This window comes from Enterovirga sp. GCM10030262, assembly GCF_042666435.1.
In the GTDB taxonomy this organism is placed as follows: domain Bacteria; phylum Pseudomonadota; class Alphaproteobacteria; order Sphingomonadales; family Sphingomonadaceae; genus Allosphingosinicella.
On sequence record NZ_JBHTDC010000002.1, the window covers coordinates 256,932 to 278,489 of the forward strand.

The following is a 21,558-nucleotide window of genomic DNA, read 5'->3' on the forward strand; positions in this document are numbered from 1 at the left end:
GAGCGGAAGGGGCATCAGCGCCCGTTAGCCTTTGTCGCGCTTGCGCCAGTCGCTAAGCCGCCAGCCGCCGAACATCGCGATTTCGGCGTTATGCGGCTGCTTCTTCGGGTCGGCCTTGCTCCACCCCGTGACCTGCTCCAGCGCGGGGAGTTCCGGCGGCGGCGGTTCGTCGTCAGGGCTCCAGTCGCCGGCCTGCTCCTCGCGCGCGGCGGCGCGGAGGGCGGCGTCTTCCGCCTCGCGCGCCTTTTCCGCCGTCCACATGGCGCGCAGGCGTTCGGTGTAGGTCTCCCAGGGCTCGCCCCGGCGCTTGCGGCGGTGGGGCTGGTCCCAGCTCTGGCGGACGCTCTTTTCGTGCAGGCAGAGCAATTGCAGCGCCTGGCCGGCGGTCAGCGGCGGGATCGGCGGGGGATCGTTGCGGCGCCAGCCATCGTCGGCGTGGGATTGCGGCGAGGCCGCCATCAGCATCGCCGCCTCCAGCCTTTCATAGCCCATCGCCAACGCGAGGCGCATCTCGCGGGCGAAGGCCCTGGAAGCGCGGGCGCGGGCGTAGAAGCTCGAATGGGCGAAGCCGGCGGCGGCGGCCGACAGGCGAATGTTGGCGCTGGCGGACAGGGCGCGGAGGAAGCTCTGCTCGGCCGCCTTGGTCATCCGGCCGGGCGGGGCGAGACGGAGCTGGAGGCGGCCGGAGCGGAGGCGGGTGATGGTGGGTTCGCCGCCCGTGGTTTTCAGATTCCTGGGCTCGCTCGGGGCAGGACGTGGCGCGCGGAGGCCGTCCGGTCGCTTCGCTCCCGGCCCCTCCACCGCCTTGCAGGCGGTCCCCCTCCCCTGCAAGGACATGGGAGGATTTTTCTGCCGGTTCAACGCGGCCTGGGCGGCGACCAGGGCGGCGTCCCACTGGGTGGCGAAGGCGGGGTGCTTGGAGCGGCGCTTGGTGAAGGTGGAGCGGTGCAGCCCCAGGCGGCGGGCGGCGAGGCGGGCATTGCCGGTGCGCGCCAGTTCGGCGAGGAAGGCGGCGTTCTGGGCGGCCTGGCGGCGGGTGAGCAAGCGCGGCATGTTCGCCTCATGTTCCGCGTCGATTCCCTATTCGTCAAGGGCCGAAAATATCGGATGACGGGCCGCGGAAAGCGACATAGCCTCGCGGCCTTCGACGGCGTGGCGCGGACGCGGGCGGCCTGCGGGCAAAGGGGGGATATATGAGGCATTTCCTGATCGGCGGCATGGCCGCTTTCGCTTTGGCGAGCTGCAATTCAGGGGGCGAGGAGGCCGAGGCGGCGCCGGCCGCGGAGAATGCTTCCGCGGCGGCTTCGCAGGCGACGCCGGCCCCGGTGCGGCTGCCGATCGAGACCGGCTCCTATGTCAATGTCGGGGAGGAATGCGGCGCGCCGATCGTCGCGACCCATTATGACGGCGAGCGCATCCGGTGGCTCTATCCGGACCCGGCCGAGAGCTTCGCGGAGACGCCGCGGGCGGTGGCGCAGGACGGCAATGTCTATACGCTCGAATCGATGGAATCGTACGAAATGCCCTCCAATTCCGACGAGCCCGAAATGGCGCCGATCCAGACGCGCATCGAGGTCAAGGCACGCGACCGCATCCTGATCAGCGTGCAGGACGATGTCGAGGCGCGGCTGTGCGCGCCGGAGAGCCTGCCCGAGGCGATCCGCCGGCAGATCGGGTAAGGGCGCGCGCGCCTCGGCACGGCTCCGCAGGGGAATTGCCTTGCGGGGCGGGTTGCGCTAAGGGCGCCGCTTCCAGCGCAACAGCCTTGGAAAATTGCGGGAGACGGGCTTCGGCCGGTCGTCTGGACCGCTAAACTTGAACCCGGCCGGAAGTATCCCTTCCGGACGACCTACAGAGTGAGACACATGGCTAAGAAGATAACGGGCTATATCAAGCTCCAGGTGCCCGCGGGCGCCGCCAATCCGTCGCCGCCGATCGGCCCCGCTTTGGGCCAGCGCGGCGTCAACATCATGGAATTCTGCAAGGCGTTCAACGCCCAGACCGGCGATGTCGAAAAGGGCATGCCGATCCCGACCGTGATCACCGTCTATGCCGACCGCAGCTTCTCGTTCGAGACCAAGTCGCCGCCGGCGAGCTTCCTCATCAAGAAGGCGGCCAATTTGAAGGCCGGTTCCAAGGAGCCGGGCAAGCAGATCGCCGGCAAGATCAAGCGCTCGGCGCTCCGCGATATCGCCGAGACCAAGATGAAGGATCTGAACGCCAACGATCTCGACGCGGCGACCAAGATCATCGAGGGCAGCGCCGTCTCGATGGGCCTCGAAGTGGTGGAGGGTTGAACATGGCCAAGCTGACCAAGAAGGCGAAGGCCCTCGCCGGCACGATCGACCGCGAGAAGCTGCACAATGTCGATGAGGCGATCAAGGTCGTCCGCTCCAACGCCACCGCCAAGTTCGACGAGACCGTCGAGGTGGCGATCAACCTGGGCGTCGATCCGAGGCATGCGGACCAGATGGTGCGCGGCGTCGTCACCCTCCCCGCCGGCACCGGCAAGGACGTCCGCGTCGCCGTGTTCGCGCGCGGCGACAAGGCCGAGGAAGCCACCAAGGCGGGCGCGGACGTGGTCGGCGCCGAAGACCTGATGGAGAGCATCCAGGGCGGCACGATCGATTTCGACCGCGTCATCGCGACGCCCGACATGATGGGCATCGTCGGACGGCTCGGCAAGGTGCTCGGCCCCAAGGGGCTGATGCCGAACCCGAAGCTCGGCACCGTCACGCCCAACGTCACCGAGGCCGTCAAGGCGGCCAAGGGCGGCCAGGTCGAGTTTCGCGTCGAGAAGGCCGGGATCATCCATTCGGGGATCGGCAAGGCGAGCTTCACCGAAGCCGACCTCCGGAAGAATTTCGACGCGTTCGTCGATGCGATCGTCAAGGCGAAGCCCGCCGGCGCCAAGGGCAAATATGTCCGCAAGGTCGCCCTCTCCTCCTCGATGGGGCCGGGCATCAAGGTCGACGTGGCGGAAGTCGCGAGCGCCTGAGCCGACGACCAAGCTGAAAGAGCGAAGGGCCGGGGGAAACTCCGGCCCTTTTCCTTTGCGATGACGCCGTGTTCATCCCTAAAGTGATTGATGCAGATCATCGTCGGGGACCGACAGCGCGCGATGGGCGTTGGGGGCGCGATGCCGCATTTCTATTTCCACGTCAGCAACGGCACCGGCTTCGTCAGGGACGAGGAGGGGCGCGAGCTCGCGGACGTCGGCGAGGCGCGTGAACGGGCGCTGCACGACATTCGCTCCATCCTCTCCGAGGAAATAAAGGGCGGCGTGGTCGACCTTCGCGGGCGGCTGGACGTGGCGGACGGTTCAGGGAACGTGATCGTCGCTATCCCGTTCGAGGAGGCGGTGGAGCTGCATGTAGAAGACGCGGTGCCGCCCACCGGCGACGACGGACGGGAAGGCCCATGATCGAGAAGCTGCTGATGAAGCTGCGCGCCCGCGATCATGTCGGGCCGGACGAGGAACGCGCGCTCCGGGGCGCGATCGCGGATACGGCCATAGCCCCCGCGGACCGCACCATCATCCGCGCCGGCGAGGAGCTGGACCATTGCGTGCTACTGCTCGAGGGACTGCTCTGCCGTTACAAGGATCTGCGGAACGGTGAGCGCCAGATCATGGAACTCCACGTTCCCGGCGACTTCGCCGACCTCCACAGCTTCACGCTGAAGCGGCTCGACCATAATGTCATGGCGCTTACGCCCTGCCGCCTGGCCTTCGCCCCGCACGAGCGGCTGGAGGCGATCAGCCGGGAGCATCCTCACCTCACCCGTCTGCTCTGGTTCTCCACCAACCTGGACGCCGCCATCCACCGCGAGTGGGTGCTGTCGCTCGGCCGCCGCACCGCCAGCGCGCGCATCGCCCACCTCTTTTGCGAGCTGCACGTGCGCCTGGACATGGTAGGTCTCGCCGACGGACTGGAATATCGGCTCGATCTCACCCAGGCCGATCTCGCCGAATGCATGGGCCTCACCTCCGTACACGTGAACCGAACCCTGAAGGACTTGCGGGAGCAGGGCCTGGTGAGCTTCAAGGGCGGCACGGTCCGTATCGACGACCTGTCGGGCCTCCGGCACGTCGCCGAATTCGACCCTGGATATCTTTACCTCGACCGCCGGCCCCGCTGACTGGATTTCGCGCTTTCGACCCCTCTTGAAATCGATCTTTCCAATAATAGATTCTCGAGCGCCGGCCGCCGTTCCGGGACCGGCATTGCTCTTGAGGGCGTCCGCTCTCTCGGACGCACCTTGTAAACATCGTTGCTCAAAGGAGGACTTTGAATATGAGGACCAACTTCGACCTTTCCGGCTTCCGCCGGTCGACCATCGGCTTCGACAGGCTGTTCGACCTGCTTGAAAGCAGCGCCGCCGCCCAGAATGCTGACGGCTATCCGCCGTTCGATCTGGAATATGACGACGCGGACAGCTATCGCATCACGCTGGCGGTCGCCGGCTTCAAGCCCCAGGAAATCGAGGTTACTGCTCAGCAGAACCTCCTCATCGTCTCCGGCCGCAAGGCGGACGATGAGCAGAATGACGGACGATATCTCCATCGCGGGATCGCCCGCCGGGGCTTCGAGCGCCGCTTCGAACTTGCCGACTTCGTGCAGGTGAAGAGTGCCGACATGAAGGACGGTCTCCTGACGATCGACCTCGCGCGCGAAGTCCCCGAGGCGATGCGGCCGCGCAGGATCGAGATTGGCGGCAATGTCCACCAGCTCGAAACCGGCGCGAACGACGGCGATGCCAAGAAGGGTAGCCGCGAGGCCGCCTGATCGAGGCCCAGAACCGCCCCGGTGCCGACAGGCGCCGGGGCACGCCGCCAGGAAGCCTGCCCGCTCCGTCCGGGGGGCAGCGTCGTGGAGGCCGCGGAAAGAGCCGCGATCAGCTGGCCGGCGCTCCGTTGGCAGCGAAAAATCCCCTGTGCATGAAGGTGGGCGCGAGCTTCCGGTCCCGTTCGATCGCGCGACGGCGCGGCTCCCCGGCCCATTCCTATCCATTTTGATAATGAATTGGTGTTACGGGAGGAGCGTTCACAAAGAGCGAAGCGCCCAAGTTGAAGACCAAAAGCATCCGTTTTGGCAGTGCACCGTTCAGGGCGTTCCTCCTCGCGCTCTGCATCGGGCTGGCCTTCGGCGCACTCCAGATCGGCGAGCCGCTCGAAAACGCGATGAAGATCGCGCGCAACAAGCTGCGCGACCATCAGGCGAGCGGATCGATCATCCTGGTCGCGATCGACGACCGCAGCGTCGCCGAATATGGGCGGACCCCCTGGCCGAGCGACCAGCTGGCCGAGCTGGTCGAGCGGGTGCGCGGGGCCGGCGCGCGGCGCATCCATGTCGATGTCGAGCTTCCGGCTGGCGGCCCCAGCCGCGAGACGGCGCGGCTGGAAGCGGTCTTCCGCGCCATGGGCCGCGACCTCCTGCTGCCGGCGCGCTTCGCGATCGACCCCGTGACCGGGCGGCGATCGGAACACCGGCCGGCCGAGCGATTCTCGCGCGACGCCCGGCTGGTGAACACCAATCTGCTGTTCAACTGGGACGACAATGTCTGGCTCCACCCCTATTCCGCCGAGATGGGGGGCGGGCGGCTGCCCTCGCTGGGAAGCGTGCTCGGCCAGACGGAATCGAAAACGACGAGCCTGTTTCCGATCGACTATGCCATCGACGCGCGGTCCATCGCGACGATCAGCGCGGGCGACGTGCTCGACCATCGCTGGCCAGCCGGATCGGTGGCCGGCAAGGATGTCGTGATCGCCCGGACCGATTTCACCGCCGAATATTATCGCGCGCCGGGCTATCGGCCGGTGCCGGCGGTGACCTTGCACCTCCTCGCGGCGGAAACATTGCTGGCCGGGCGCCCGCTGGTGGTGGGATGGCTGCTTCCGGTCGCCGTCGCCGCCCTGATGGCCGGCCTCATCCTTTACAAGAAGCGGCGCGGACTCGCCGCCGGCCTGCTCGCCACCGCCGCGACCGGTTTCCTCGCGCTGCCCATCCTGCTGGAACATCACCATGTCCACGCCCAGGTCGTGCCCGCCATCGCCGTCATCGCGACCGCCACCCTGGCGCGCCTGTGGAAAAGCCTGCGCCGATCCTACCAGGCGCGGGGAACCACCAACATGGTTTCCGGACTGCCCAATATGGAGGCACTGCGTTACTCGCGCGGCGTCAGCGGCGGCACCGTCGTCGCCGCCCGGGTCCAGAATTACACCCAGATCACGACATCGCTTCCGCCGGAGCATGAAAAGGAGCTTGTCGAGCAGATCGTGGCGCGGCTCAATTTCGGCACCGCCGGCTCGGTCATCCACCAGGCGGACGAAGGCATCTTCGTCTGGCTTATGGAACAGACGCTGGAGGAAAGCATCGTCCAGCAGCTCGAAGGGCTCCAGGCGCTGTTTAGAAGCCCGATCGTCGTGGCGACCCGCCTCATCGACCTCTCGGTCACGTTCGGCCTCGACCTCGACGGATCGCGCGCTTTGATGCAGCGCGTGTCGAGCGCGCTGGTCGCCGCCGACAAGGCGGCGCGCGACGGCAAGAGGTGGGGCAGCTTCAACCCGGCCAGCATCGAGGATGCGGAATGGGCGATGTCGCTGCTGACCCGGCTCGACCATGCGATCGACAATGGCGAATTGTGGGTCGCCTACCAGCCCAAGGTCGATTGTCAGACCGGCCGCATCGTCGGCGCGGAAGCGCTGGTCCGGTGGACCCATCCGGAGAAAGGCGAAGTCTATCCGGACCAGTTCATCGGCGCCGCCGAGCAGGGCGGGCGCATCGGGCGGCTGACCTTCTTCGTGCTGGACACGGCGCTCGCGGCGGCGGCCCGGGTGAACCGTTCCGGGCGCCGTTTCGTCGTCGCCGTCAACCTCTCGGCGATCATGCTCGGCCAGGACGATCTCATCCCGGCGGTGGACGCGCTGCTGAAGAAGCACCGGCTCGCGCCGGACCTGCTGATGCTGGAAGTGACCGAAACGTCGACCCTGGGAAGCTCGGCCGATGCGATCGGCAGCCTCACCCGGCTGAGCGAGATGGGCGTCCAGCTCTCGATCGACGATTACGGGACCGGATTCTCGACGCTCGAATATCTGCGGCGGATCCCGGCCTCCGAGATCAAGATCGACCGCAGCTTCATCGGCATGCTGCACAAATCCCAGAGCGACCGCATCATGGTCCATTCCACGATCCAGCTCGCCCACTCGCTGGGCCGCAAGGTCGTCGCCGAGGGCGTCGAGAGCGAAGACATATTGGACGAGCTGAAGCGCATGCAGTGCGACATAGTCCAGGGCTATCATAGCGGCCGGCCGAAAACCCTCGCCGCATTGCTGGAGCGGCTCGAGCATGAGGGCCGCGAGGCGGCCTGACGAAGGACCGTCTGATCTGATGCATCATTGCCGTGGAGGTTGAGCGTCGAAGCCTTGCCCTTCCTGCACTGGTGGTGGCGAAGGACAGCCCTTCAGCAGGCTCAGGGCGAACGGGTCAGGTTCAATGCTTCCCACTCCAGCTTCCGGCCATCCCGGACCAGCCCTTTCGCGCGCCACCCCTTTCCTGGAGCGTTTGATGGTCGGCCCGCGCCTGGATTGCGTCGCTTCGCCCCGCGATGACGGTGTCGGCCAAGCCAGTCGGCTGACATTCACTTCCTCGGGTCGGCGGCTCCGTGGCGGCAGCAGCACGCCTTCTTGGTTAACGCCGCGATAATGTTTAACCCCTTGTTAAGCAGCCTGGTTAGGGTTACGCCTTCGTTAGCAGATTTTTCCTGCTGGCGAAAAAAGGGGATTTGTTATGTGGAGCTGGCTTTTTGGCGGAAGCTATTGGCGCTGATTTTTCAGTAGCCTAGACGTTGAAAAGCCCCGCCTTCGCGGGGCTTTTTTTGCGCGCAAGCGATTCGCGATTCGGCGGTCTCGCCTTTCCAATCGTGAAGGCGCACGCGCCTTTCCCCCCAGAAGAACGAACTTCGACCCCGGAAAATGAGGCGCCAGCGCTATCCGCCACGTTCCGTTTCGGAACGGAAACGTATCGGCGGAGTTGGATGGCTATCGCATTTTCTGGAGGCGTAAGATGAACCGCACCATTGGAATCAGCATCGGTGGATTGATCCTCTTGCTGGTGATCGTCGCGATCATCTTCTGATCCGTTCGGGTAGCCAGGTCCGGCGCGGCTGCTTCGCTCGACTTGCAATAGCCGTGTCCCCACCCCGTCATCGCGGGGCGCGGCGGCGACGGGGTGGTCCAGCCGGCGCGGCGGTTGGCCGACCCTTTGGGCGCCTTCGCCGCATGTCGCGGAACCATCGGGCGCGCTCCGGCTTCTCGCTTGGGGCCGCCCCCCGCGACTTCACGCGCAACGTGGCGGCCATTCCCCAGGCAGAAAGGAATGAACCATGCTGAAGGACCACAAATGCCGCATGCTCCTGACGGCTTTCGGGGGGCTCGCCATGCTCGCCGGCGCAGGCACCGCCAGCGCGGCGATGGCCGCCGAATTTCGGGCGGTCCTGACCGGCGACAACGAACTCGCGACCGGCGATGCGGACGGCTGGGGCCGTGCCCGGATCGAAATTTCGGATTCGAGCGATCGGCTCTGCGTCGATCTCGAGGTGCGCAGCGTCGGGGACGTGACCTCGGCGCAGATCTACCGCGGCGCGGCCGGGGAGGACGGCTCGCCGGTCGTCAAGCTCGATACGCCGGACGACAATGACAGCGACGATTGCGACAATATCGGCGACGCGCTGGCCGACGACATCCAGGCCAATCCTGGCGAATTCTACGTGAGCGTCCAGACCGCCGAGCATCCCGCCGGGGCGATCCGGGGCCAGCTCGTCCCGAACAGCGACTGAACCCGCGCTCCGCCTCCCTATGCTTGCGGCATGGGGAGGCGGAGCGATCTGCTCTTCGGCTTGACCCCTGTGGCCAAGACGCTATAGGCGCGGCTTCGCTTGTCGGCATGAGGCCGCAAGCACCGTCCGAGACAGTTGGCGGGGGCATTCGCCCCCTTAATCTCCAGCCTAGACGGGGAAGAGTTTTCACCGGGCCGTCGCGTCCGGGTCTGCCTGCGATCAATCAGGCCGGCGACCCCTCCCCTCACGGACAGCCAGCGCGCGGACGTTCCGCGCATTGGTTCACCACGCCCGGCGCATGTCGCTCCGGGTGAACCGAAGGAAGAGGCATGGATAGAGCTCAAAAGGCCGAAGCCGTCGCCACGCTGAAGCAGACGTTCGAAGAGGTCGGCGTGGTGGTCATCACCCGCAACCTCGGCATGTCGGTGGCCCAGTCCACCGCCCTGCGCGGACGTATGCGCGACGCCGGCGCCAGCTACAAGGTGGCCAAGAACACGCTCACCCTCATCGCCGTCGAGGGCACCACCTACGCGCCGATCAGCGACATGCTGACCGGGCCGACCGCGCTCGCCACCTCCACCGACCCCGTCGCGGCCGCCAAGGCGGCCGTCGACTTCGCGAAGACGACCGACAGGTTCGAAATCGTGGGCGGTGCGATGGGCGACACGCTGCTCGACGTCAATGGAGTGAAGGCGCTCGCCGAGCTTCCGTCGCTCGACGAGCTGCGCGCCAAGATCATTGGCCTGGTCAACGCACCGGCCACCAAGATCGCGCGCGTGCTCAACGAACCGGCGGCCAAGCTGGCCCGGGTGTTCGGCGCTTACGCCACCAAGGAAGACGCCTGATTTAACGACAACCCTACCCGTCACCCTGAACTTGTTTCAGGGTCCATCCGACCACCCGCCGAGAGGCTCGAAGATGGATGCTGAAACAAGTTCAGCATGACGATTTGAAGAAACGAACTGGAGACTTAAAATGGCAGATATCAATACCCTCGTCGAACAGCTTTCCGAGCTGACCGTCCTCGAAGCCGCCGACCTCGCCAAGGCGCTCGAAGAGAAGTGGGGCGTTTCGGCCGCCGCGGCCGTCGCCGTTGCCGGTCCGGCCGGCGGCGCCGCCGCTCCGGCCGCCGAAGAGCAGACCGAATTCGACGTGATCCTCACCGGCGACGGTGGCAAGAAGATCAACGTCATCAAGGAGGTCCGCGCGATCACCCAGCTCGGCCTCGGCGAAGCCAAGGCGCTGGTCGAGGGCGCTCCCAAGCCGATCAAGGAAGGCGTCTCCAAGGCCGAGGCCGAAGAGATCAAGAAGAAGATCGAGGAAGCCGGCGGCACCGTCGAGCTCAAGTGACCCAGCGCGCCGTCAGGCGCGCGCGGAGTCATCCCGGCGAAAGCCGGGATCTGGTGAAGAAGCGCTGAGCCCCTTCTTCGCTGGGATGCCAGCCTTCGCTGGCATGACGATCTTGAAAAGGGGCGGTCCCGCGAGGGGCCGCCCTTTTTTCATGCGCCGCCCGGGTGGAAGCGCTTCAGAACCCCCCGGAAACGGAGAGGACGTAGCCGCTGTTGGTCAGCGCGAAGCCGGAGGCGAGGAGGCGGTCGCGCATCGAATCGTCGGAGGGGCGCACCGCCAGCTCCAGCCCGTAGCCGCCGTCCTCGAACAGGCGGACGTTCAATGCCTCCATGCCCGACTGGCTGACCAGAGGCAGGAGCAGGGCGCCGCCATCGCAGCGCGCATTGCCGCCGAGGCCGGCGGGCTGAGCGAGGCCGGCGACGTCGCCGGCGATGGTCGCCTTGACCAGGCCTTCGGCGGCGGCGCACTGGCCGTCGGCGAAACGGGCGGTGACGTCGGCGAGATCGAGCGTGGCGACCGGCAGCGGCGCCAGCGCCGAGCCGACGTCGAGGCTCGCCGTCACGTCGTCGATGCCGAAATCGTGGCGCGACAGGGTGGCCGAGCCGGCGAACCTGTTGCCCTCCTCGTTCCGCTCGAGATCGATCCGCGCGCGGCCGACGAACAAAGGCAGGGTCCTGAGCCCCGCCTCCAGATCGCCGAGATCGACCGAGCCGAACTGGGCCTCGCTCAGCCCGCCCAGCCAGATGCTGCCCCTCGCCTCGCGCGCGGCGAAGCCCTTGTCGTCGAGCCCGAGCCAGTCGAGCGCCAGCCGGAGCGGCAGCAAAGCGACGAGCGCGAACAGGAAGGCGCAGAGGAAGAAGAGGCTGCGGCCCAGCGGAAGCCTGATGCGCATCAGCCGCTCCTTGCCCGAAAGGTGACCTGGACGGCGAGCGTCCGGTCGCTGTTGGTGGTGGCGGTGAGCCGCTCGACGACGAGGCCGCGATCCGCCTCCATCTGTCCGATCCAGCCGAAAAAGGCCTGGGGACGGACAGTGTCCATGACGATTGTCGCCTGGCGGGGCCCTTCGCGCTCGATGCGGGAGATGGCAAAGCCGGATTCGGCCGCCGACTGGCTGACGACCATGTCGACGGACGAGGTGAGGCGAACCGGCTCATCCTGTTCCATGCCGGTGATCAGCGCCGCTTGCGCCTTCGCTTCGGCGAGGGCGACGACGGCGTCGCCATGCCGCTCGCGCGCCTCCGACAGAGCGTCGCCCAGGGGGCGGACGACCAGCAGCCAGGCGAGGACGATGGCGGCGATGCCGGCCAGCGCGAGGAGGAGGCGCTGCTCGCGCAGGGTCCGCGTCCGCCACCAGAGCTTGAAGCCGTCCCTCATCGCGTCCGCACCGTCAGCTCCGCGGTCGGCTGGCCGCCGCCGCTCCGGATGGCGCCCAGCTCGGCCTCGAAGCCCGCCGCCTCGATCCGCTGCTCGAGCGAGGAGAAAGCGGCTGGCGTGTCGCCCTGCACCGTCGCGCGCAGGCTGCCGTCGCGGTCGAACGTCATCGCGGTCAGCTGGACGTTCGGCGTCGCCTGGACGGCCCCGAACAAAGCCGCCGCCAGCCCGCTGTAGCCCGCCCCGCCGCCGCCCAGATCGGCCAGCCGCCGTTCGAGCGCCGCCGATGGATCGGAGACATGGCCCATCCCGGGGAGCGCGGCCGCGGCGACGGCGGCCGTCTCGGCCTCCAGCGCGTCGGCGGCATAGGTATAGCGCAGGATCGCGGCGATCTGGATGGCGAGGGTGACGAGCAGGATGGCGACGCCGAGCATCGCCACGCGCCGCACCCACGGCCATTCGATCGCCCAGCGCCGCCGCTTGGCGAAGGCGCCCTGGCGCAGGTCGACCGGCGGGGCGGCGACGGCGGCAGCGAGACCGGCCTCGAAGCGGCTGGCGTCGATCGTCTCGACCGCGGCTTCGCCGATGACGAGGGACGCCAGTCCGGGCTCGACGCTGAACGCCTCGGTCGGCCCGCGATAGAGGGGAATGGACCCGCGATCGTGGCGGACGAGTCCTTCGGCGGGCGGCTGGAGCAGCAATGGCTCGGGAATGACGACATCCGGATCGAGCCCGCGCGCCTGCAGGCGCCCGATCCAGCCCGCCATGGTCAGCGCCGGCACCAGCGCCACCGCGCGCAGGACATCGCCCTCGGCCTCGGGGCCGACGGCGACATGCATGTCGGAGACCGGCTGCGCACTTACCTCCGCCGCCATCAGGCGGGCGGCGGCGGCGGCCTGGGCGGGGGCGAGGCCGGCCGGGACTTCCAGCCAGTGGACGGTCACCGCGTCCCCCGGAACGGCGGCCGCGACCCGCACCTGGGCTCCGTTCTCGGGATCGACGAGATCGGGCAGGCCCTCGAGCTCCGCGCCGCGTCCGACGACGGCGCCGTCGCGCAGCCTCAGCCAGCCTTCGAAGCCGTCATTCCCGTCGAGGAAGATAAGAAGGGCGTCGTCGGCGCTCAATCGTCACTCCCCCACCGTCTCACCGCCACCCGTGCCGGCGACAGCCGGGCATCGACCAGGGCCGTCTCGCGCAATTCGGCGCCGCTCAACTCGATCACCAGCTCGACGGCGAACCAGGTCGTCCTTAGCTGAGGTTGCATCTGAACGTCGAGGGGAAGCAGCACGCCTTCCATCGCCGGCCCGCGATAGAAATCGGTGAGGCTGTCCCAACCGGCGGCCGGACGGCCCGCTATCGCCTGCCGCGCCCTCGCGATGCCGATCTGCTCGGGCGCGAGCATGACCAGGAGCGGCGCCTGCTCGGGCATGAGCGTATTGACGTTGACCGGCGACAATTCGGTGGTCGGCAGGGCGCAGAGCCAGGGCTTCACCCGATCATATATCTCCGCCGTCATCCCGTTGACCGCGCGAAGCTCGCTCACATCGGCGAACAAGGTGTTGGCGGCGCGATAAGGCTGCTCGGCGCCGGCATAGACGGGGTCCTCGGCGCCCTGACGATTGGGGTTCGCGTCCGAATCGACCCAGTCGCCGGCGGAATCGGCGATCCGCACGGCGATGCCTTCCGGCACTTCGAGCAGGCGCAGCAGGGCCGTGAACTGGGCCATTCCGGACGCGCGGGGCGTGAGCGCGGTGGCGAGCCGGCCATCGGCGACGCTGTTGATGTTGAAGCAATTGCCGCCGTCGCGGATGGTCGCGAGGGCGAGCCCGCCGCCGGGCAGCGGGACCTGCCGGGTCTCGCCGTTCCATCCGCCGGCCAGCGTGGTCCGTTCCGGGCTCGCCGCGATCAGATCGTCGATGCGCAGCGCGAGCAGGGATTCGACGCCGATCGCGTAAGCGCGCGCCTGGTCGAGCGCGGCCGTATTGACGGCGAGTGCGGTGGAAAGCCGCAATTTCTCCAGCGCCGCCGCGGTCAGCGCGCCCATCACCGCGACCAGCAGCAGCACCGCCAGCAAGGCGGCGCCGCGCTCTCCGGGGCGGACGGGCGCGCGCATGCTCAGGCGCCCGCGCCGACGAGGAAGAGCTGGCGGATAGAGCCCTCGCCCTCGATCGCGACCAGCAGCTCGACCGCGCGCGGCAGCATGGTGATGTCGGTCGGATCCCAGCGCTCGCGCCACTGGCCGTCCTCGTCGCGGTAGCGCAGGCGCAGGGACGCGACGCCGTCGAGAATGGTGACCGGCTCCATCGCCTCGGCGCCATCGAGGAAGCGCCAGGCGCGGCGTTCGAGCCGGTCCTCCACCAGCCGATATTCGACCTTTTGCAGCGACGGGCGCCCGGCGCCGTCGAGATTGTCCCAGCCGCGCCGCACCAAAGCGAGCGCGACCGCGTCGCCTTGTCCCGCGCCGCCCTCGAACGCCGGCCGAAGGGCGCCCGCCTCGTCGCGGACGATGCGCGGCGCGGCTTGGGCGAGATCAGCGGTGAGCAGGGCGCCCGCCCGGCGAATGTCGGCCAGCTGCCCCAGCCGCTCGCCGGCCACATCCTGGGCGCGGACGCTGAACGAGAGCAAGGCGACGCCGGCGGCCGACAGCATCCCGAAGATGAGCAGGGAGACGAGCAGCTCGACCAAGGTGAAGCCGCGCTCGGAGACTGGAGCGCGGATCATTGTTCCGCGCGCCTGAACAGGGTGAGGGTCGCGGAATCGGCGCCGAGTGCGCTCTGGACCCGGATCGTGATCATCTGAATGCGAGGCTCGGGCGACAAAGCGACCAGCCGGGTCCAGGCCCAGCTTCGCCCGCCATTCTCGACCTCACCGCCGTCCTGGCCAAGCGACGGCGGCACCGGATCGGTCATCGTCTCGACCGCGATATTGCGGGCGACGATCTGCGCCATCGCCTGGTCGTGGAGCCGGGCGGTGTTGGAGACCGTGGCGCCCTCCAGCCGAAGCAAGGCGAGCGCGGCCAGGCTGAAGACGGCGAGCGCCACCAGCATCTCGATCAGGGTGAAGCCGTGTTCGGCGGAACCCCACGAAGGCGTGAAGCCCTCTTGTCCCGGCCTAGCGGACGACATCGATCTCGCCGTCCGCGCCAATGGTCACGGCCATCGTCTCGTCATCGCGTACCAGGGTCACCCGCGCCGGTTCGGCGATGCCGGTCGGATCGAACACTATCCGCATCGCGCCCTCCCCCGCGATCGCCGCTTGCGTGCCTTCCTTCCAGGCCTGTTCGACGAACGGCTTGCTGTCGAGCGGGCGCCATTCCGATCCGTCGCGCCGGTCGAAGCCATAGCCCGCCGCCGTCACCCGCACCGACATCGCCGCCGCGTCGACGATCGCCTTGTCCCGCGCCGCCGCCGACCGCGCCGCGAAGCGCTCCGCCTCGGCCGCGAGCGTGCCGCGCGGATCGGGCATGGCGAGAATCACCGCGGCCGACATCAGGCCAATGAGGGTCAGCACGACCAGCAGTTCGACGAGGGTGAAGCCGAGGGCATGGACACGCGATCGCGCCCCGGCGAAGGCCGGGGTCCAGCGAACAGGAACAAACTGGACCCCGGCCTTCGCCGGGGAACGATCCTTACCAGTTGCCGAGATCCGCATCGTCTTCCTCGCCGCCTTCCCGGCCGTCGGCGCCATAGGAATAGATGTCGAAGGCGCGGCCGTCGCCGCCGGGCGCGGCATAATGATAGGGATTGCCCCAGGGATCGTCGGGAAGGCGCTTGACGAAGCCTTCGCTGACCAGAGCCTGGAGGCCGTCGCTTGTGGTCGGATAATCGAGCTTGTTGAGGCGGTACATCTCCGCCGCCTGCTCCAGCAAGGCGATGTCCGCCTCCGCCTTCTTCACCCGCGCCGTGTCCTGCGCCGGCATGACATTGATGGCGACGACGGTGGCGAGCAGGCCGATGATGACGATCACCACCATCAGCTCGACGAGGGTGAAGCCGCGCTCCGCGTCGTCCACTCCGTCATTCCCGCGAAAGCGGGAACCCCGCTTGGCCTTGGGCGGATGAGAGGAAGAAGTGGGATCCCCGCTTTCGCGGGGATGACGGGGAAGGGCGTATTTCATCTTCAAACTCCGCTTGCGAGCGTGTCGAGTTGCAGGATCGGGAGCAGGATCGACAGGACGATCAGGGCCACGATCGCTCCCATGATGACGATGATCGCCGGCTCCAGCAACGACAGGGCCGCCGAGGTGAAGCTGTCGAACTCGCGCTCCAGATAGTCGGCGGCGCGGGCCAGCATCACGTCGAGCTTGCCCGACGCCTCGCCGCTGGCCGCCAGATAGACCAGCAAGGGCGGAAACACGCCGGCGCGCTTCAGCGCCGCCGAAAGGCTGCCGCCGATCCGGATCGCCTCGGTGATGTCGCCCGATGCCTCGCGCAAGGCCCGGTTGTGGACGGTCTGGGTGGTGAGCCGCAGCCCCTCCAGCAGGGGAAGGCGGCTGCCGACCATCGTCGACAGCGTGCGCGCCATGCGGGCGGCGTGGAGATCGCGCAGCAGCCGGCCGAGCAGAGGCAGGCGAAGAAGGCGGCGGTCGAAGCGGAGCCGCAGCGCCTCGTCCTGGAGCGCGCGGCCGAGAAGCAGCGCGAACGCGGCCAGGCCGAGCAGCAGCGCCCACCACCAGCCGGCGAGGAATTCGGAGAGGCCGATGACGATGCGGGTGAGCAAGGGCAATTGCTGGCCGACATCCTCGAACTGCTCGACCACCTTGGGGACGACGAAGATCATCAAGGCGAAGACGACGAAGGTGGCGACGATCGCGAGGATCACCGGGTAAGCCAGGGCACTCAGCACCTTGCCGCGCACCTGCGCCTGCCGTTCGAGAAGGTCGGCGAGGCGCTCCAGGATCAGCGGCAAGGTGCCCGAGCTCTCGCCCGCCGAGACCATCGCCCGGTAGAGCGGCGGGAAGCTCGCCGCCTCGCGGGTCATCGCTTCGGAGAGACGACGGCCTTCGACCACCGCATTGTGGACCGACAGGAGGATCGTCCGCACCTGCTCCTGCTCGAACTGGCGGGCGATGGTGCGCAGCGATTCCTCGAGCGGGCTGACCTGGACCAGGGTCGCGAGCTGGCGCGTGAACAAGGTGAGTTGCTTGCCGCTCAATTTCTTGCGCAGCAGCGCCCGGCGCGACAGCAAGGGCGCCGCCGAGGCACCGGTCGCGGCCTCCATCCGCACGACGTAGAGCTTGCGCGCGCCAAGGGTCGCGCGGGCATCCTCGGCGCTGGCGGCGCGTACCGACCCCCGCCTTTCCCGGCCGGCGGTGTCGAGCGCGAGATAATCGAAATCGCTCATGGCGCTTGCCGCCGTGAGCGCCCCGGCGAAAGCCGGGGCCCAGAGACCCGGACTGGTGGACCCCGGCTTTCGCCGGGGAAAGCATGGACGGCGATGCTAAACATGTTCGGCTTCGGTTTCCCGGCGCGAAATCCTGACAGCTTCCTCGGCGGTCGTCACCCCCTCGCGGACCAAAGCGCGGGCGGCGGAGCCGAGATTGGGCGCGTCGCGGAAGGCGTGGCTGGCGATCACCGCCTCGTCGCCATTGGCGTTGATCAGGCGGCGAATGGGCTCGTCGATCCGCACCGCCTCGAACACGCCGATGCGGCCCTTATAGCCGCTGTTCGCGCATTCCGGGCAGCCTCGCGCCTCGTGGATGACGGTGCCGGGATCGAAGCCGAGGAGCGCGCTGACCGACCCGCTCGCCTGGACCGGCTCCCGGCAATGCGGGCAGAGCCGCCGGACGAGCCGCTGGGCGATCACCGCACGCAGGGTCGAGGCGAGCAGGAAGGGCTCGATCTTCATGTCGCGCAGCCGGGTGATCGCGCCGACCGCGTCGTTGGTGTGAACGGTCGAGAGGACGAGGTGGCCGGTGAGCGACGCCTGGACGGCGATGTCGGCGGTCTCGCGGTCGCGTATCTCGCCGACCATCACCACGTCCGGGTCCTGACGCAGGATGGCGCGGAGGCCCGTGGCGAAGGTGAGGCCGACCTTGTCGTTGACCTGGGTCTGGCCGACCCCTTCGACCGCATATTCGACCGGATCCTCGACGGTGAGGATGTTGCGCGTGCCGTCGTTGAGGGTGCGAAGGCCGGCATAAAGCGACGTCGTCTTGCCCGAGCCGGTCGGCCCGGTGACGAGGACGATGCCGTTCGGCTCTGCCAGCGCGTCGAGATAGACCTTGTGGATGGCCGGCGGCATGCCGAGCACGTCCAGGCCGATGCCGGCATTGTCCTTGTCGAGGATGCGCAGCACCACCCGCTCGCCGGCCCGGCTGGGCAAAGTGGAGACGCGGACGTCGAGCAATTTGCCGCCCAATGTAAGCCCGATGCGCCCGTCCTGCGGCACGCGGCGCTCGGCGATGTCGAGCCGCGCCATCACCTTGATGCGGCTGACCACCACCGGCGCGACGTGCGGCGGCATTCTCAAGGTCTCGCGCAGTACTCCGTCGACCCGCATCCGGATGACGAGGCCGGTCTCGTAGGGCTCGACATGGATGTCGGAGACGCCCTGGCGGGCGGCGTCGGCGATGATGCCGTTGATGAGGCGGATGGCGGGCGCGTCGTCGGCGCTGTCGAGCAGGTCGTCCGCCGTGGGTAGGTCCATCGCGAGGTGGCTCAATTCGTCGCCGAGGCCGAGCGAGCCCGCCGCGTCGGCCGCCGCCTGGCCGTCCATTGCATAGCGTTCGGAGAGGATGCGGTCGAACTTGTCGGCGGGCGCGAACTGGACGTCGAAGGGGCGCGAGAGGAAGCGGCGGACCTCGATCAGGGTGCGCGGATCGGCGCCCTCGCGCACGACGACCGCGAGATGCCCGTCCTGCTCGCCGAGCAAGGCCACTCCGAACCTCTTGGCGAAGCCGTAGGGGATGTTGACGGGCAGCGAAGCCTCGCCCGCCGCGGCCACGATCCCGTCATCTCCCGGTTCGTCGTCGCCGCGGCGTATCTTCATTGCGGCACCTCGCTCGGGGGAACCGGCACCGGCGTCACGACCTGGTCACCGGGCTGGACCGCGGGCGCGTAGAGGCGCGGATCGACCGGCGGCGGAGCGAGGGCCGGCGGCGCGGGCGGGACCGCGCCCATATATTCGCGGACCAGCTCGTCGATGCTCGGCTCGATGTCCGGATTGCGCCGATATTGCATGCCCCGGATATAGCCGTAGCGCCGCTCGGTCATGTTCCGCGCATCGCCCGCCGAGCGCAGGATGGTCGGCCGGATGAAGACCATGAGGTTGGTCTTGGCGCGCGAACGCCCGCGCGACTTGAACAATTCGCCGATGAGGGGGATGTCGCCGAGCAAGGGAATCTTCTCCAGGGTCCGCCGCTCATTGTCGTCGAGGAGGCCGCCGATGCCGACGATCTCGCCGTCGTCGACGGTGATCGTCGTCTCGATCTCGCGCTTGTTGAGGATGAGGTCGCTGAAATCGGCGGAGACCGGCCCGGCGATCGAGCTCACCTCCTGGCGCAAATCGAGCTTGATCGTGCCGCCGGCGTTGATCTGCGGCTTCACTTCCAGGCTGATGCCGACATTCTGGCGCTGGACGGTGCGGAAGGCATTGTCGAAATTGTCGGACAGAGCCTCGCCCGTGGTGATCGGGATCTCCTGACCGACGAGGATGCGCGCCTCCTGATTGTCCAATGTCATGATCGAAGGCGTCGACAAGATGTTGGAATTATTGTCGCGCTGGACGGCGTTGACGATCGCGCCGAAAATGGCGTTGCCGCTTCTGAAGGCGATGCCGCCGAGGCCGCCGGTCGCGCCGAGAATCTCCGCCGCCGCCGCGTCCTGCAAGGCATCGGCGATGCCGCTGCTCTGGTTGGTCGTCACCACCTCGCCGTTGACGGTGGTGGTCGTCGTGCGCAGCTCCTCCGCCGCGATCGCGCCGGCGACGGTCAGGATGTTGGGCGAGGCGTTGGAATAATTGGTGACGGCGAAGGGGATGTTGCTGCCCTTCAGCCCCGACAGCAAAAGCTGCACACCGAGCTCGCGGGCGGCCGTTTCCGAAATCTCGACGATGATCGCCTCGACCAGAACCTGGGCGCGGCGCGTGTCGAGCTGGCGGATGACCTCGCCCAGCTGGCGCTGGACGTCGGCGGGCGCGGCGATGACGATCGCGTTGGCGCCTTCGAAGCGGGTGACGAGCGCGGCCTTGTTGCCGAACACGCTGTCGCCCGAACCGGAGGAGACGGACGTGGCGGCCGCCGGCTGTGGCCGCGGCGCGGCATCATTGCTGTCGCCGTCGCCGTTCGACCTCGACCGCGAAAGGCCGGACGAGCCGCCGCCCGAGGACGGCGTTACCGCCTGCCCGAGCAATTGCTGGAGCACCGGCAGCAATTGCTCGGCGTCGGCATGTTCCAGGAAGACGACGCGCAATTCGGTGCCGCTGGCGGCGCGGCGGTCGAGGTCGCGGGCGATCTCGATGAGACGCGAGACCGTCGCCGCGTCGCCGCGCAAGGCGATCGAATTGGAGCTGTCGATCGGCACCACCGATACAGCCGCACCCTCGCCACCCTCGCCGACCAAAGCGGTCAGCGCGTCGGCGATCTCGCGCGCGCCGGCATTTTCGAGCGCGACCAGCTGGGTCGAGGCGGTGTCGCGGTCGATGCCCGAGAGGATCTGGCGGATGCGCGCGACATTGTCGGCGAAATCCGCGACCACCAGGGTGTTGCGATTGGCGGTGACCGAGCCGTCCTTGCTGACCAAAGGCCGCACCGTCTCGGCGGCGGAGGCGGCGTCGATATTCCTCAGGCGGAAGATCTCGGTGACGAAGCCGTTGGGGCTGCTAGGCCGGCCGACACGCCCCCCGGACGCGACGGCGGTCGCGATCGGCTGGATGCGCAGCGCCCCACCCGCGCCCGGCACGGCGACGAGGCCGTTGGCGCGCAGGGTCGACAGGAACACCTCGAAATATTCCGAGCGCGACAAGGGCCGCTGCGTCACCACCGAGACCTTGCCCTGCACCGATCCGTCGATGATGAAGGTGCGGCCCGTCACCCGCGCGGCATCCTCGATGAAGGCGCGGATGTCGGCCTCGCGGAGGTTCAGCACATATTGCGACCAGGCCGGCGTGGCGGAAACCGAGGCCAGGGCCAGCGCGAGCGCGATCCGGAAACGCTTCATTGGCCGGGCCTCACGCGGAGCGGCACGACGCGCCCGTCGCGCTCGACCTGGACGACGATCTCGCGCGCCCCGCCGAGCTGGCCCGCCAGCCCGCGCGCCTGATCGGCGGATCGGATCCGGCGTCCGTTGACCGAGACGATGACGTCGCCCGGAGCCAGGCCGGCGGCGCGGAAGGCTTCGCCGCTCCCCTGCGGCTGGACGGTGACCCCGGTCACCTCGGCGCCGTCCATGCGCGGCTGGAACTGGACGTCGGATGCGATCGACCCGCTCGACGCCGGCTGAGCGGGGACGGGCGCTGGAACGCTGAACGAGGGCTGGGTCACGACCGGCGCCGATGCCTCCGGTCCCACCATCGTCGCGGGCGGGCTCTGGTCGAGGAACAATTGCTCGGCGGTGCCGCCGCGCGAAATGGTGACTCCGTCGAACGTCACGGCGGTCAGCGTCACGCCGGGCACGATCTCCTCACCCACGGCGAAGCTGCGCTGCTGGCCGTCCGGAGTGCCGATAATGGCCGAGCCGCCGCCCGTGGCGCGGTCTTCCCTGACGCCGAACAGAATCAGGTCGAGCGAGGTGACGACCACCGGGCCGGCGTCGCCGCTCAGGCGAAAGAAGGGATCGAACTGGCCCAGCAAAGCCGCCGAGCCGGGCAGCGGCGCGCGGACCGCGCCCGGCGCGCGCCAGTCGCCGACCGGATCGACCGGCGTTACCAGGGTCCAGGCCAGCCGCGCGCCCTGCAACGCGAGCAGCGACAGGAGGATGAGCTCCAGCGCCGTGTAAACGGTATTGCGCGGAACCCGCCGCAACAGGCGGCGGGCTCGCGGATCCAAGGCTAAACGCATGTGCG

Annotated in this window: 23 protein-coding genes; 10 read left to right on the top strand and 13 right to left on the bottom strand. The window is 68.2% G+C overall.

Features of this window, described 5'->3' with window-relative positions:
• Positions 1 to 24: 24 nt before the first annotated feature.
• Positions 25 to 1,053, bottom strand: a complete 1,029-nt coding sequence (locus tag ACFQRC_RS10415) for a hypothetical protein (protein ID WP_379960905.1) — start codon at positions 1,051 to 1,053, stop codon at positions 25 to 27.
• A gap of 140 nt (positions 1,054 to 1,193) precedes the next feature.
• Here ACFQRC_RS10415 and ACFQRC_RS10420 point away from each other — a divergent pair, with 140 nt between their 5' ends.
• The 10 genes from ACFQRC_RS10420 (at position 1,194) to rplL (ending at position 10,185) form a co-directional block, all read left to right on the top strand.
• Entirely contained in the window at positions 1,194 to 1,679 is a 486-nt protein-coding gene (locus tag ACFQRC_RS10420) for a hypothetical protein (RefSeq protein ID WP_379960907.1), read from the top strand.
• Between the two features lie 186 nt (positions 1,680 to 1,865).
• Positions 1,866 to 2,297: a 50S ribosomal protein L11 gene (gene rplK, locus ACFQRC_RS10425; protein WP_379960909.1), complete on the top strand. Its 432-nt coding sequence runs from the start codon at positions 1,866 to 1,868 to the stop codon at positions 2,295 to 2,297.
• A gap of 2 nt (positions 2,298 to 2,299) precedes the next feature.
• On the top strand, positions 2,300 to 2,998 hold the full coding sequence (gene rplA, locus ACFQRC_RS10430; protein WP_379960911.1) for a 50S ribosomal protein L1: 699 nt from the start codon (positions 2,300 to 2,302) through the stop codon (positions 2,996 to 2,998).
• 90 nt (positions 2,999 to 3,088) lie between these two features.
• Entirely contained in the window at positions 3,089 to 3,424 is a 336-nt protein-coding gene (locus tag ACFQRC_RS10435; RefSeq protein ID WP_379960913.1) for a DUF6894 family protein, read from the top strand.
• On the top strand, positions 3,421 to 4,140 hold the full coding sequence (locus ACFQRC_RS10440; RefSeq protein ID WP_379960915.1) for a Crp/Fnr family transcriptional regulator: 720 nt from the start codon (positions 3,421 to 3,423) through the stop codon (positions 4,138 to 4,140). Before ACFQRC_RS10435 ends, ACFQRC_RS10440 begins: the two co-directional genes overlap by 4 nt.
• Before the next feature lie 155 nt (positions 4,141 to 4,295).
• Entirely contained in the window at positions 4,296 to 4,787 is a 492-nt protein-coding gene (locus ACFQRC_RS10445; RefSeq protein WP_379960917.1) for an Hsp20 family protein, read from the top strand.
• 281 nt (positions 4,788 to 5,068) lie between these two features.
• A complete protein-coding gene (locus ACFQRC_RS10450) occupies positions 5,069 to 7,369 on the top strand; it encodes an EAL domain-containing protein (protein WP_379960919.1) in 2,301 nt (766 codons plus the stop codon).
• A gap of 1,013 nt (positions 7,370 to 8,382) precedes the next feature.
• A complete protein-coding gene (locus ACFQRC_RS10455; protein WP_379960922.1) occupies positions 8,383 to 8,835 on the top strand; it encodes a CHRD domain-containing protein in 453 nt (150 codons plus the stop codon).
• A gap of 329 nt (positions 8,836 to 9,164) precedes the next feature.
• Positions 9,165 to 9,680 (top strand): 50S ribosomal protein L10, encoded by a 516-nt coding sequence (gene rplJ, locus ACFQRC_RS10460; protein WP_379960924.1) that lies wholly within the window; start codon positions 9,165 to 9,167, stop codon positions 9,678 to 9,680.
• A gap of 130 nt (positions 9,681 to 9,810) precedes the next feature.
• The gene (gene rplL, locus ACFQRC_RS10465) at positions 9,811 to 10,185 is read left to right on the top strand and encodes a 50S ribosomal protein L7/L12 (protein WP_379960927.1); all 375 of its coding nucleotides are present in this window, start codon (positions 9,811 to 9,813) and stop codon (positions 10,183 to 10,185) included.
• Between the two features lie 175 nt (positions 10,186 to 10,360).
• Here the strand turns inward: rplL and gspN are convergent, their stop codons facing one another.
• The 12 genes from gspN to ACFQRC_RS10525 form a co-directional block, all read right to left on the bottom strand.
• On the bottom strand, positions 10,361 to 11,077 hold the full coding sequence (gene gspN / locus ACFQRC_RS10470) for a type II secretion system protein N (protein WP_379960929.1): 717 nt from the start codon (positions 11,075 to 11,077) through the stop codon (positions 10,361 to 10,363).
• Complete coding sequence (gene gspM / locus ACFQRC_RS10475; RefSeq protein WP_379960932.1) at positions 11,077 to 11,559, bottom strand: type II secretion system protein GspM; 483 nt, start codon at positions 11,557 to 11,559, stop codon at positions 11,077 to 11,079. The genes gspN and gspM overlap by 1 nt, the downstream gene beginning before the upstream one ends.
• Entirely contained in the window at positions 11,556 to 12,680 is a 1,125-nt protein-coding gene (gene gspL, locus ACFQRC_RS10480) for a type II secretion system protein GspL (RefSeq protein WP_379960934.1), read from the bottom strand. Before gspL ends, gspM begins: the two co-directional genes overlap by 4 nt.
• Positions 12,677 to 13,669: a type II secretion system minor pseudopilin GspK gene (gspK, locus tag ACFQRC_RS10485; RefSeq protein WP_379960936.1), complete on the bottom strand. Its 993-nt coding sequence runs from the start codon at positions 13,667 to 13,669 to the stop codon at positions 12,677 to 12,679. Before gspK ends, gspL begins: the two co-directional genes overlap by 4 nt.
• 2 nt (positions 13,670 to 13,671) lie before the next feature.
• A complete protein-coding gene (gene gspJ / locus ACFQRC_RS10490) occupies positions 13,672 to 14,277 on the bottom strand; it encodes a type II secretion system minor pseudopilin GspJ (RefSeq protein ID WP_379960938.1) in 606 nt (201 codons plus the stop codon).
• Positions 14,274 to 14,681: a type II secretion system minor pseudopilin GspI gene (gspI, locus tag ACFQRC_RS10495; protein WP_379960940.1), complete on the bottom strand. Its 408-nt coding sequence runs from the start codon at positions 14,679 to 14,681 to the stop codon at positions 14,274 to 14,276. Before gspI ends, gspJ begins: the two co-directional genes overlap by 4 nt.
• Positions 14,668 to 15,207, bottom strand: coding sequence for a GspH/FimT family pseudopilin (locus ACFQRC_RS10500; protein ID WP_379960942.1), 540 nt, complete (start codon positions 15,205 to 15,207; stop codon positions 14,668 to 14,670). The genes gspI and ACFQRC_RS10500 overlap by 14 nt, the downstream gene beginning before the upstream one ends.
• Positions 15,185 to 15,568, bottom strand: coding sequence for a type II secretion system major pseudopilin GspG (gspG, locus tag ACFQRC_RS10505; RefSeq protein WP_379960944.1), 384 nt, complete (start codon positions 15,566 to 15,568; stop codon positions 15,185 to 15,187). The genes ACFQRC_RS10500 and gspG overlap by 23 nt, the downstream gene beginning before the upstream one ends.
• A 107-nt stretch (positions 15,569 to 15,675) precedes the next feature.
• The gene (gene gspF, locus ACFQRC_RS10510; RefSeq protein ID WP_379960946.1) at positions 15,676 to 16,899 is read right to left on the bottom strand and encodes a type II secretion system inner membrane protein GspF; all 1,224 of its coding nucleotides are present in this window, start codon (positions 16,897 to 16,899) and stop codon (positions 15,676 to 15,678) included.
• Positions 16,900 to 16,995: 96 nt separating this feature from the next.
• The gene (locus ACFQRC_RS10515; protein WP_379960948.1) at positions 16,996 to 18,546 is read right to left on the bottom strand and encodes a GspE/PulE family protein; all 1,551 of its coding nucleotides are present in this window, start codon (positions 18,544 to 18,546) and stop codon (positions 16,996 to 16,998) included.
• The gene (gene gspD / locus ACFQRC_RS10520; RefSeq protein ID WP_379960950.1) at positions 18,543 to 20,714 is read right to left on the bottom strand and encodes a type II secretion system secretin GspD; all 2,172 of its coding nucleotides are present in this window, start codon (positions 20,712 to 20,714) and stop codon (positions 18,543 to 18,545) included. Before gspD ends, ACFQRC_RS10515 begins: the two co-directional genes overlap by 4 nt.
• A complete protein-coding gene (locus ACFQRC_RS10525) occupies positions 20,711 to 21,553 on the bottom strand; it encodes a type II secretion system protein N (RefSeq protein ID WP_379960953.1) in 843 nt (280 codons plus the stop codon). The genes gspD and ACFQRC_RS10525 overlap by 4 nt, the downstream gene beginning before the upstream one ends.
• Positions 21,554 to 21,558 lie beyond the last annotated feature (5 nt).

Coding starts and splice junctions, on each gene's coding strand:
- ACFQRC_RS10415 (WP_379960905.1), bottom strand. CDS start 1,053: ATGCCGCGCTTGCTCACCCGCCGCCAGGCCGCCCAGAACGCCGCCTTC.
- ACFQRC_RS10420 (WP_379960907.1), top strand. CDS start 1,194: ATGAGGCATTTCCTGATCGGCGGCATGGCCGCTTTCGCTTTGGCGAGC.
- rplK (WP_379960909.1), top strand. CDS start 1,866: ATGGCTAAGAAGATAACGGGCTATATCAAGCTCCAGGTGCCCGCGGGC.
- rplA (WP_379960911.1), top strand. CDS start 2,300: ATGGCCAAGCTGACCAAGAAGGCGAAGGCCCTCGCCGGCACGATCGAC.
- ACFQRC_RS10435 (WP_379960913.1), top strand. CDS start 3,089: ATGCAGATCATCGTCGGGGACCGACAGCGCGCGATGGGCGTTGGGGGC.
- ACFQRC_RS10440 (WP_379960915.1), top strand. CDS start 3,421: ATGATCGAGAAGCTGCTGATGAAGCTGCGCGCCCGCGATCATGTCGGG.
- ACFQRC_RS10445 (WP_379960917.1), top strand. CDS start 4,296: ATGAGGACCAACTTCGACCTTTCCGGCTTCCGCCGGTCGACCATCGGC.
- ACFQRC_RS10455 (WP_379960922.1), top strand. CDS start 8,383: ATGCTGAAGGACCACAAATGCCGCATGCTCCTGACGGCTTTCGGGGGG.
- rplJ (WP_379960924.1), top strand. CDS start 9,165: ATGGATAGAGCTCAAAAGGCCGAAGCCGTCGCCACGCTGAAGCAGACG.
- rplL (WP_379960927.1), top strand. CDS start 9,811: ATGGCAGATATCAATACCCTCGTCGAACAGCTTTCCGAGCTGACCGTC.
- gspN (WP_379960929.1), bottom strand. CDS start 11,077: ATGCGCATCAGGCTTCCGCTGGGCCGCAGCCTCTTCTTCCTCTGCGCC.
- gspM (WP_379960932.1), bottom strand. CDS start 11,559: ATGAGGGACGGCTTCAAGCTCTGGTGGCGGACGCGGACCCTGCGCGAG.
- gspK (WP_379960936.1), bottom strand. CDS start 13,669: ATGCGCGCGCCCGTCCGCCCCGGAGAGCGCGGCGCCGCCTTGCTGGCG.
- gspJ (WP_379960938.1), bottom strand. CDS start 14,277: ATGATCCGCGCTCCAGTCTCCGAGCGCGGCTTCACCTTGGTCGAGCTG.
- gspI (WP_379960940.1), bottom strand. CDS start 14,681: ATGTCGTCCGCTAGGCCGGGACAAGAGGGCTTCACGCCTTCGTGGGGT.
- ACFQRC_RS10500 (WP_379960942.1), bottom strand. CDS start 15,207: ATGCGGATCTCGGCAACTGGTAAGGATCGTTCCCCGGCGAAGGCCGGG.
- gspF (WP_379960946.1), bottom strand. CDS start 16,899: ATGAGCGATTTCGATTATCTCGCGCTCGACACCGCCGGCCGGGAAAGG.
- ACFQRC_RS10515 (WP_379960948.1), bottom strand. CDS start 18,546: ATGAAGATACGCCGCGGCGACGACGAACCGGGAGATGACGGGATCGTG.
- gspD (WP_379960950.1), bottom strand. CDS start 20,714: ATGAAGCGTTTCCGGATCGCGCTCGCGCTGGCCCTGGCCTCGGTTTCC.
- ACFQRC_RS10525 (WP_379960953.1), bottom strand. CDS start 21,553: ATGCGTTTAGCCTTGGATCCGCGAGCCCGCCGCCTGTTGCGGCGGGTT.